Source organism: Streptomyces sp. NPDC058470 (assembly GCF_042721055.1).
Lineage (GTDB): Bacteria > Actinomycetota > Actinomycetes > Streptomycetales > Streptomycetaceae > Streptomyces.
The window spans coordinates 140018-150449 of sequence record NZ_JBHXMF010000013.1 but is presented as its reverse complement, the minus strand read 5'-3'; the positions used below and the strand labels follow the sequence as shown (position 1 = coordinate 150449).

Annotated in this window: 8 protein-coding genes; 1 reads left to right on the top strand and 7 read right to left on the bottom strand. The window is 72.4% G+C overall.

Annotated features, from left to right (window positions below):
• Positions 1-128 precede the first annotated feature (128 nt).
• The 4 genes from ACFWP7_RS12475 to ACFWP7_RS12460 all read right to left on the bottom strand — a co-directional run bounded on the left by ACFWP7_RS12475 (position 129) and on the right by ACFWP7_RS12460 (position 2413).
• Positions 129-431, bottom strand: a complete 303-nt coding sequence (locus ACFWP7_RS12475) for a zf-TFIIB domain-containing protein (protein WP_384380233.1) — start codon at positions 429-431, stop codon at positions 129-131.
• A gap of 73 nt (positions 432-504) precedes the next feature.
• Positions 505-1440, bottom strand: coding sequence for a phosphotransferase family protein (locus ACFWP7_RS12470; protein ID WP_384380230.1), 936 nt, complete (start codon positions 1438-1440; stop codon positions 505-507).
• Between the two features lie 280 nt (positions 1441-1720).
• Complete coding sequence (locus ACFWP7_RS12465) at positions 1721-1930, bottom strand: hypothetical protein (RefSeq protein WP_384380227.1); 210 nt, start codon at positions 1928-1930, stop codon at positions 1721-1723.
• A 243-nt stretch (positions 1931-2173) separates the two neighbouring features.
• The gene (locus ACFWP7_RS12460; RefSeq protein WP_266824867.1) at positions 2174-2413 is read right to left on the bottom strand and encodes a hypothetical protein; all 240 of its coding nucleotides are present in this window, start codon (positions 2411-2413) and stop codon (positions 2174-2176) included.
• Between the two features lie 196 nt (positions 2414-2609).
• On the opposite strand from ACFWP7_RS12460, the gene ACFWP7_RS12455 reads away from it, so the two are divergent.
• Positions 2610-3932, top strand: coding sequence for a protein kinase (locus ACFWP7_RS12455; protein WP_384380273.1), 1323 nt, complete (start codon positions 2610-2612; stop codon positions 3930-3932).
• 43 nt (positions 3933-3975) lie between these two features.
• Here the strand turns inward: ACFWP7_RS12455 and ACFWP7_RS12450 are convergent, their stop codons facing one another.
• The 3 genes from ACFWP7_RS12450 to cobT all read right to left on the bottom strand — a co-directional run bounded on the left by ACFWP7_RS12450 (position 3976) and on the right by cobT (position 10255).
• Entirely contained in the window at positions 3976-4794 is an 819-nt protein-coding gene (locus tag ACFWP7_RS12450; protein WP_384380223.1) for a TrmH family RNA methyltransferase, read from the bottom strand.
• Between the two features lie 64 nt (positions 4795-4858).
• Positions 4859-6094 carry a uroporphyrinogen-III C-methyltransferase gene (cobA, locus tag ACFWP7_RS12445; RefSeq protein ID WP_384380221.1) on the bottom strand — a complete coding sequence of 412 codons (1236 nt, stop codon included), beginning with the start codon at positions 6092-6094 and terminating at the stop codon, positions 4859-4861.
• 234 nt (positions 6095-6328) lie between these two features.
• Entirely contained in the window at positions 6329-10255 is a 3927-nt protein-coding gene (gene cobT / locus ACFWP7_RS12440) for a nicotinate-nucleotide--dimethylbenzimidazole phosphoribosyltransferase (RefSeq protein ID WP_384380218.1), read from the bottom strand.
• Between the last annotated feature and the right edge of the window lie 177 nt (positions 10256-10432).

Below are 10432 nucleotides of genomic sequence, written 5' to 3'. Positions count from 1 at the left end.
GAGAGCGCTTCCCTGACACGGAAGAGGTCACTGGTTCAATCCCAGTATCGCGCACCATCCGAAACCCCCAGCCGTCTCGTACGGCTGGGGGTTTCGTCGTCCCGGGACCCTCAAGGGCCCCGGGAGCCTCAGGACGAGAAGAGCATGCGGCCGAAGCTCTTCTGACGGTGGCCTCCCTGGTGGCCGCCGTAGTGACCGCCGTGGCCTCCATGACCGCCTTGCTGCGGGGCTCCCCAGGCCGGCGCGGGCGCGCCCTGGTACGGGCCGGCCTGGGGCGGCGGCGCGGGCTGCGACCACTGCGACTCCACGCGGGTCAGCGACTCCAGCTCGCCGTAGTCGAGAAAAATCCCGCGGCACCCGCTGCACTGCTCGATCTGGACGCCGTTGCGGTTGTACGTGTGCATCGGCGCATGGCACTTCGGACACTGCATGCTCGGCTCAACTCCCTGCCGTCGGTAATGCTTCCGCCAGGACAGACTCCGCCCGGCTTCGGTCGGTTGCACACTACTTCGCGAAATCGTGCGCCAACTCGGGCGGGGCGCCGCTCATTCGGCCGCAGGCGTCGATCACGGCCTGTTCCACCTCGTCCAACGGGCGCTCCTCCGCAGCGGACTTGACGATCGCCAGCGCCGCCGTCTGCACCGTGAGGGCACGGGCCGCGACGTCCAGGGCGGGCCAGGGGTCGCCGTGGGCGGGGACGGCAGGGCCGCCCGCGTGCCGGTAGGCGGTCAGGAAGCGGGTCCACTCCTCGGGCGGGAGCAGGCCGCAGGCGTACCAGGCGGCCGGTCGCGCCAGATCCCAGGCCGGGTCGCCCACGCCGAGGTCGTCCACGTCGATGAGAAGCCAGGGCCCGGTCGCGGCGGGGTGGCGCACCAACTGGCCGAGGTGGAGGTCGCCGTGGCAGAGGGTCGTCGTGGCCGGCATGGCCGCTTCCGCGCGGGCCCAGGCTGGGAGGCCGCCCCAGGCACGCAGGACCGGGGCGGCCGCCGAGTGCGGGCCCACCGCCCCGAGCCGGGCGATCGCGCGGGCCGCCTTCGCAGGGCCTCGCATGAGCGGCAGTCCGTCCGGCGCGGGCACCCGGTGCAGGCGGGCCAGCAGCGTGGCGGCGGCCTCCCACGGGGCCGCCTCGGGGTTCTCCGGGTCGACGGGGGTGCCGTTCGGCCAGAAGCTCACCAATCGGCCGTGGAGGTCGACGGGCGCCCGGCGCAGCGGCGCGAGGAGGATGCCCGCGAGGGCGGGGTCAGCGGCGACCGCCAGACGTCCGGCGAGTTCCGCCGGGTCCGTGCCGGGGGCGTGCGCCTTGGCGACGGTGTCGCCGTGCCGGACGACGGTCCCGTCCTGCCGGTCTGCGAGGACTGTGTCGGCGTGGACACAGGCCCCGCCGGGGTGGGCCTCGCCTCGCGCCCGCGCGGTCAACGCCGACAGCACGTCTACGGTCACGACTCCCCCTGAAGTACGACGGTTCCTTGTGAGCGTACGCAGGCACCGAAGGGCTCTGAACGCAACCATCAATTGAGGAACCCCCACGGCGAGCAACCACGTCCGCGAAAGCGGCGCCGGTTCAGGCGCAAAGAACAGCCGCCGGTCCAGGCGCAAGGCAATGCCCGCGCAGCTCCCCAGCTGCGCGGGCATTTTTTGCCGTCCGCCGCACCCCCGTCCCCACGGGGTTTCATGGCCGGATGTCCCCGCCCGGACCGCTCTTCCGGGCCTGGGGCGCCGCTCAGCGCCCCAGCATCACGCCCACGGACGACGCTTGTGTGACCACTGCTTCCCAGCCGCCGAAGACGACTACGAGCAGGGCCGCCAGGGGGAGGACCATCGCTGTCGCCACCAATGGGTGGCGACGGCCCTGGCGGCGGGTGCCGAACGCGGCGGCGTATGCCTTGCGTCCCTGCGTGCGGATCACTGTCCGCGATGCCGTGTGGGCCATGGTCCTCTCCTGACCGAGCTTCTGTTGTGGTTGGCAGCGGCGAGTGTCTGACCTCGGGGGACGAGTGCTGCACCCGCCGCTTGACAACAAATCTAGGCGTGCGGCGCCGATGGGTCGTCATGCCCTCGTACCGATTGGCGGGCCTCCCGGAGGATGACCGGTGATCTGCGGAGTACTCCCCTGGGTGGAGACCAGGTCCTGGGCCTCAGGGTCTTCCCGGAGAGGGCGCCCGGTCCGATCCGGCTATCCCGACTGCTCCGAGCTGTCCTCCCGGGGGACCGGCTGCTCCACCAGCGCCAGCACCCGGGTCGCCATGAAGCGGGCGGTACGCACCACTGATCCGCTTCGGGTGACTTCGCTCACTTCCACGACTCCTCGGCGTACCGCCGTCTCCACCCTTCGGCCTGCCCTGCTGGCCACCACCTCGTATGTACGCGTCGTGTCCCCGGCGTCCACGACTATCTCCACTCGGTCACCCTTCACGGGCTCAATCCCCCTTCTGCGACGGATGGTTGGGATCACAGCCGGCACAAAGCCGTACTGTTCACACGCTCCCTGACCACCTTTCAAGTTTCCCACCCGGCACTGACAATCGATCGGGCCGAGAGGGCGCGGCCTCTGCGCGCCACCGGCCGCGTAAACGTAAGCTGTGGCTCGTCAAACGGACCGGGCAGCGGGGATGGACATGGCGATGATGCGCCTGAGGCGCGAGGACCCGCGTGTCGTCGGCTCGTTCAGGCTTCACAGACGGCTCGGCGCGGGTGGTATGGGCGTGGTCTACCTGGGCTCCGACCGGCGTGGGCAGCGGGTCGCGCTGAAGGTGATCCGGCCCGATCTGGCGGAGGATCAGGAGTTCCGGTCGCGGTTCGCACGCGAGGTCTCGGCCGCGCGGCGGATTCGCGGCGGGTGCACGGCGCGGCTCGTGGCGGCGGATCTGGAGGCGGACCGGCCGTGGTTCGCCACGCAGTACGTTCCCGGGCCCTCCCTGCACGACAAGGTCGCCGACGACGGGCCGATGGCCGCCGCCGACGTGGCCTCCGTGGGCGCCGCTCTCTCCGAGGGGCTTGTCGCGGTGCACGAGGCCGGTGTCGTACACCGGGATCTCAAGCCGTCCAACATCCTGCTGTCCCCGAAGGGGCCGCGGATCATCGACTTCGGGATCGCCTGGGCGACGGGGGCGAGCACCCTCACGCATGTCGGTACGGCTGTCGGGTCGCCGGGCTTTCTCGCGCCCGAGCAGGTGCGCGGGGCCGCCGTCACACCGGCCACGGACGTCTTCGCGCTGGGCGCCACGCTCGCCTATGCGGCGACCCAGGACTCTCCCTTCGGGCAGGGCAGTTCCGAAGTGATGCTCTACAGGGTCGTGCACGAGGAGCCCCAACTGCACGGCGTTCCGGACGCACTGGCCCCCCTCGTACGGGCATGTCTGGCGAAGGACCCGGAAGAGCGGCCGAGCACGCTCCAACTGTCCCTGCGGCTCAAGGAGATCGCCGCCCGCGAGGCACAGGGGATGGCCGACGCCCGTCCGCCCGCGCCCCGCACCGATCCCGACCGGCCGACGGGGCGGCTCGCCGAGCAGTACGCCGAGCAGCGCACCCAGCGGCGTCCGCAGGGCACTCCCCCGCCGCGGACGGGCGGGACCAACGGCGGCGGTCCGCGGTCGGGGGCGCGTCCCGCTCCCCCGCGGAACACCGGTCGCTCGGGAAGCAGGCCCGCGCCCCGCAGCGGTACCGGGCGGCCGCCGCCCCGCACCACCGGTACCGGCCGACGGCCCGCCAACCCGCGTCTGTTGCGTCAGCGGCTCTTCGTGTTCGTCGTGGTGACGTTGCTGGTGGCGCTGGGGATCGCGGCGGCGCAGGGGTGTCAGGGTCCGGCACGCAGCCTCAAGGACGACGGTGGCGTACGGGAGGTCGTACGACAGGAGCAGTCGTTCGAGCCGCTGCCCGCGGGGAATCTGATGCAACAGCAGTACCGGAGTGAGCTACAGCAGCAGGATGGCTAGGGCCTGTCGGACGGGAATGGTCGACAGGCTCCCCCGACAGGGCCTAGGGCTGCGGGCGGCCCGTCGCCACCGCGTAGAAGGCGACGGCGGCTGCGGCGCCCACGTTGAGTGAGTCGACGCCGTGGGCCATCGGGATGCGGACCCATTCGTCCGCCGCCATCAGAGCCTTAGTGGAGAGGCCGTCGCCCTCCGCGCCGAGCATCAGCGCGACCCGGTCCATGCGGTGCGGGGCCGCCTCGTCGAGGGACATCGCCTTCTCGTCGGGGGTGAGGGCGAGGAGGTTGAAGCCGGCGTCGCGGACCGATTCCAGGCCCTTGGGCCAGGAGTCGAGACGGGCGTACGGGACCGAGAAGACGGCGCCCATGGAGACCTTCACACTGCGGCGGTACAACGGGTCCGCGCAGTCCGGGGAGAGCAGGACCGCGTCCATGCCGAGGGCGGCGGCGGAGCGGAAGATCGCGCCGATGTTGGTGTGGTCGTTGACCGACTCCATGACGACCACGCGGCGCGCGGTCTGCAGGAGTTCGTCCGCGATCGGGAGCGGTTTGCGCTGCATGGAGGCGAGTGCGCCACGGTGTACGTGGTAGCCGGTGACCTGCTCGGCGAGCTCCGGGCTGACCGCGTACACCGGGGCGGGGAGCTCGTCGATGACGTCCCGCATGACGTCGACCCACTTGGCGGAGAGCAGCATCGAGCGCATCTCGTACCCGGCGTCCTTGGCGCGTCTGATGACCTTCTCGCCCTCGGCGATGAACAGGCCCTCGGCGGGTTCGCGCTTGCGGCGCAGTTCCACGTCGGTCAGGCCCGTGTAGTCGCTCAGACGGGGGTCGGCGGGGTCCTCAACGGTGATGAGATCGGCCACAGGGTGATACTGCCTTGTCCTGGGTGCGGTGCCAACGGCTGGGAAGGTGTTGTGTTACCGGGGGTTACCTCTTGGTGTTCGCGGGGCCCACGTTCACGACCTCGCCGATGACGATGACCGCCGGGGGCTTCACGTCCTGCGTGCGGACGGTTTCCGCGACCGTCTCCAGGGTCGCGTCGACGCGGCGCTGCGCTGCCGTCGTGCCCTCCTGGACCAGGGCGACGGGGGTGTCGGCCGCCTTGCCGTTGGCCATGAGCGTGCGGGCGATGGCGCCGATCTTGTCGACTCCCATGAGTACGACGAGCGTGCCGCGCAGTTTGGCGAGGGACTGCCAGTCGACCAGGGAGCGTTGGTCGTCGGGGGCCACATGGCCGCTGACCACCGTGAACTCGTGGGCGACCCCGCGGTGGGTGACCGGAATGCCCGCGGCGCCCGGGACCGAGATCGAGCTGGAGATACCGGGGACCACCGTGCAGGCGATGCCCGCTTCGGCGAGCGCCTGGGCCTCCTCCATTCCGCGGCCGAAGACGAAGGGGTCGCCGCCCTTCAGCCGTACGACCGACTTGCCCTGCCTGGCGTGCTCGATCAGCGCGTTGTTGATGGCCTCCTGGGCCATGAAACGGCCGTACGGGATCTTCGCCGCGTCGATCACCTCGACATGCGGCGGAAGTTCGGCGAGCAGGTCGCGCGGGCCGAGGCGGTCGGCGATGACCACGTCCGCCTCGGCGAGGAGGCGGCGGCCGCGGACCGTGATCAGGTCCGGGTCGCCGGGGCCGCCGCCGACCAGGGCGACCCCGGGGGTACGGGTGCGGTGGTGGGGCGCCACGAGGGTCCCGTCGCGCAGGCCCTCGACCACCGCGTCGCGGATCGCGGCGGTGCGGCGGGGGTCGCGGCCGCGGGCGTCCGTCGTGAGGATCGCCACGGTGACGCCCTCACTGTGGCCCGTGGCCGGGGTCCACGCCGTCGCCGCGTCGGCGTCGTCCGAGCGGACGCACCAGACGCGGTGGCGTTCCGCTTCCGCGGAGGCTTCGGCGTTCGCCTTGCGGTCACGGGTGGCGATCAGGGCGTACCAGGTGTCCGCCAGGTCGCCCTCCTCGTACAGGCGCTTCGTCCAGGTGATCTCGCCGGCGTCCGCCATCGCTTCCACGGAGGGGGTGGCCTCCGGGGATACGAGGTGGATGTCCGCACCTGCCGCGATGAGCGCCGGGAGGCGGCGTTGGGCGACCTGGCCACCGCCGAGGACCACTACGCGGCGGCCGGTGAGGCGGAGACCTACGGGGTAGGCGGGGTGTTCGGCCATGGCGGTGCGGCTCCTCGGGCGGGGTGGGGCATTGGTGCCTCGGGCTAGCCCCTTGACGTGCGGATTTTATGGTGCGGGGCCGTAAGGGGCTGGGGTGGGGTGGGGGTTCTTTCCCCAGGCCCGCCCCTTCCCGAAACCGGGGGCTGCGCCCCTGGACCCCCGCACGTCCAGGTGGGCGGGCGGGCTGTGCCCACCCGTTCCGCCCGGCGGAACGACTGCCCACAGCCGTTGAGGCTACTTCTCGGTGACCCCTGCCGAATCGAACGTCGCCACCTCGTGCATCGCCCGTGCCGCGCTCTGCACCACCGGCAGCGCCAGCAGCGCGCCGGTGCCCTCGCCCAGGCGGAGGTCGAGGTCGACCAGCGGACGCAGGCCCAGCTTGTTCAGGGCGGCCACGTGGCCCGGTTCGGCGCTGCGGTGCCCGGCGATGCAGGCGGCCAGCACCTCAGGGGCGATGGCACGGGCCACGAGGGCCGCGGCGCCGGCGCTGACGCCGTCCAGGATCACCGGGGTACGGAGGGAGGCGCCGCCGAGGAGGAGGCCGACCATGGCCGCGTGTTCGAGGCCGCCGATGGCCGCGAGGACGCCGATGGGGTCGGCCGGGTCCGGCTGGTGGAGTTCGATGGCTCGGCGTACGACCTCGGTCTTGCGGGCGAGCGTCTCGTCGTTGATGCCCGTGCCACGACCCGTCACCTCTGCCGGGTCGGTGCCCGTGAAGACCGAGATGAGGGCCGCCGACGGGGTGGTGTTGGCGATGCCCATCTCGCCGGTCAGCAGGGCCTTGTTGCCCGCCGCCACGAGGTCGCGGGCCGTCTCGATGCCCACCTCGATGGCCGCGATGACCTCCTCGCGGGTCATCGCGGGACCGGTCGTCATGTCGGCGGTGCCCGCGCGGACCTTGCGCGGCAGCAGGCCCGGCGTGGCCGGGAGGTCGGAGGCGACGCCCACGTCGATGACGCAGACCTCGGCGCCGACCTGGTTGGCGAAGGCGTTGCACACCGCGCCGCCGCCGAGGAAGTTCGCCACCATCTGGGCGGTGACCTCCTGCGGCCAGTGGGTGACGCCTTGCGCGTGCACGCCGTGGTCACCGGCGAAGATCGCGACCGCGGCGGGCTCCGGGATCGGCGGCGGGCACATCCGGGACAGGCCCGAGAGCTGCGCGGAGATGATCTCCAGCATCCCGAGGGCGCCGGCGGGCTTCGTCATCCGCTTCTGGCGTTCCCAGGCCTCGCCGAGCGCCTTGGCGTCCAGCGGACGGATGTTGGAGATCGTCTCGGCGAGCAGGTCGTGCGGCTCCTCACCGGGTAGCGCGCGACGGCCGTACGTCTCCTCATGGACGACCCAGGACAGCGGGCGGCGCTTGGACCAGCCCGCCTGCATCAGCTCGGGCTCCTCCGGGAACTCGTCGACGTAGCCGACGCAGAGGTAGGCGACGACCTCCAGGTGCTCGGGGAGGCCCAACGCGCGGACCATCTCGCGCTCGTCGAAGAAGCTGACCCAGCCGACGCCGAGGCCCTCGGCGCGGGCCGCGAGCCAGAGGTTCTCGACCGCGAGCGCGGAGGAGTACGGGGCCATCTGCGGCTGTGTGTGGCGGCCCAGGGTGTGGCGGCCGCCGCGGGTCGGGTCGGCGGTGACGACGATGTTCACCGGGGTGTCGAGGATGGCCTCGATCTTGAGTTCCTTGAACTGCTTCGCGCGGCCCTTGGGCAGCGACTTCGCGTATGCCTCGCGCTGGCGGACCGCGAGTTCGTGCATCGAACGCCGAGTGTCGGCGGAACGGATGACGACGAAGTCCCAGGGCTGGGAGTGGCCGACGGACGGTGCCGTGTGGGCCGCCTCCAGAACACGGAGCAGTACGTCGTGCGGGATCGGGTCGCTGCGGAAGCCGTTGCGGATGTCGCGGCGCTCGCGCATCACCCGCAGGACGGCCTCGCGCTCCGCATCGTCGTAGCCGGGTGCCGCCGGGCCTGTGGACTCTCCTACGTCTGCCACTGCGGCCGTGCTCTCTTCCTGGTCGGCGCCCTGGGTGTCCAGATCGTCCGCTTGCTGTGCGACCACGGGCTCCGGAGACGCCGGGAGCGGCTCCGGTACGGGGGGTGCCTGGACCTCTGCCACTGCCTCGGCCTCCGTTCCCTCTCCCGCTGCGTCGCGGGGCGTGGGTACCGGAGCGACGAGGTCCGTTTCGGGGGCGGGGGGCTGCGAGGTTCCCTCCGTGGACTCCTCGGCCGTGGGCTGATCCTCCGCGGGGAAGGGCGGCACCGTCATGGCGTGCGGCGGGGTCGGGGCGAGGTGCGGGGTCGTCGGCACCGAGCCCTCCACCGGCACGAACTGGCCGAGGGACTGGCCTGAGTGGGGCTGTTCGGGGTGGGGCTGGGCCGCGTGGGGGTCAAGCGGGGCGGACGGGAGACCGGACGGGACTGCTCCGTCGCCGGGGGCCGGGAAGTGTTCGCCATGGGCCTGGCCCACAGCCGCGTGCGGCACTTGCGCGTGCGCGCCCACGCCCGCCGGTACGCCGTGCCGGGGCTCGGCCGCGGCCACCGCGGCGAACGGCGGGTGCGCGTCCACAGGAAGTGCTTGCTCCTGCGCCTGGGCCTGCGGCGGTGGCTGCGTCAGGGCGTGGTCGGGAGTGAGTGGGAACTCCACAGGCGATCCCGTCTCCGCGAACTGGGCGGCGGGGTCCGGGACGTGGCCGGCGGAGGCGGCCGACTGGGCTGCCTGAAACGCGAACTGGGGCGCCGGGGCCGCCGTCACGTCACCCCCCTCTTCCCGTTCGGCGAGGCGGGCGGCAGGATGCACGACCGCCGGGTCGGTGAACTCTGGGTCGGTGAGCTCCGCGGGGGTCGCGAGTGCCCTGCGCGGTTTCGGTTCGAGCTTGAGATTCGGCTCGGGTGCGAGGAACTCGCCGTCCGAGGGGACCGGTGCCTGCGCGGCGAGGTGCGTGGGTGCGACGTAGGCGTCAGCGGCGGCGTCCGTCGGCTCCGAGGCGTGCGGGGCCCCCGGGAAAGGCGTCTCGTCCAGGTCCTGCGTGAGATGGGAGCCCAGTGATCCGTCCGGGGAGGGCACGGCTTCGGGAGCCCGGGGGGCGAAAGCGTCCGCGGCTGCCTCGGGCAGCGGAGCGGCGGCCGGGGACTGGGGAACGGGTACGAGAGACGGAACCTCAGCGACGTCCTGGGCTCCGGAAGCCTGCGCCGACCCCGGGACCTGACCGGCTTCCGGTTCCTGAGGGACCTCAGCAAGCGCCTCGGACTCAGCCCCGTCCCCGCCCACGCCCTGGCCCTGGTCCTGGCCCTGGTCCTGGGAAGCCTGCGCGGCCTCCGGAACCTGACCGCCCTCCGGTCCCTGGGAGCCCGCCGCGAGCCCCTGCCCCTCCGCCACATCCTGCGCCGGGTCATGAGCAGCATGCTCGAGAGCCGACGCCGCCCGGGCCGACTCCACACCCGGCGCCGCCTCCGGGACGACCGTTTCTGCAGCGGCCTGTTCCGGACCCGACGGCGGAGCACCCCACGGCATCGCGCCCTGCGGCGGGATCTCGGAGAGCTGTTGCACATCGAGGTACTCGGGCCCGACGGTCGGCGGCCCGGGGTGGCGTACGGGAGTCACGGGGTTGCTGAACGCCGCTCCGGCGACCGGGCTCATCGGGGCCCCCGCGGGGCCGCGGTCGGCGAGCGAGCGGACCGGGCTCGCGGAGCCGTCCGGGGTCGGCGGGCCGAGGTGCAGCGGGCGACGGACCGGCGTCGGCTGCGGGGCCGGCGCGGGGTCCCGCACGGGTTCCGGCGCGCGGACCGCACTGAGGTCGACCGAGCCGCTGTCCCGCCCGGCCGTCTCGTGCGGACCGGGCTCCTGAGCACCCGTCTCGTGCGGACCCGGTTCATGGGGACCGGGTTCATCGGGACCGGGTTCATGGGGACCGGGTTCATGGGGACCGGGTTCATGGGGACCCGCCTCGTGGACGAACGGCATCGGGGCCGGCGGCGGCACCTCGTTGCCCCACGCGCCCTGTGCCCCCGGGGCGCCCGGCATCAGGAGCAGGTCGTCGTCATCGGCGGGGGTCTCGGAGGGGTCGAGGAAGGTGTAGGCACCCGGCGCGAGGACGCCCGGCTGATCCACCATGCCTGCGTTCTCCGGCAGTCCCTCGCCCGGGACCTGGCCGGTGTCAGTCATGCGTACCCCTCGCCCATCGGTTAGTGCTTCCAAGTCCAGCTCACCCGGAACGGCGCACCGACCGCCCCATGGTGAAGAACGAGCGCGCATGCCCAGCGGCACGAACGACCGTCCAAGAAAGACGACAAAGCCATTAACTGGCATTATCCCGGTCGTTCCACCCTGGCGACAGCTTGA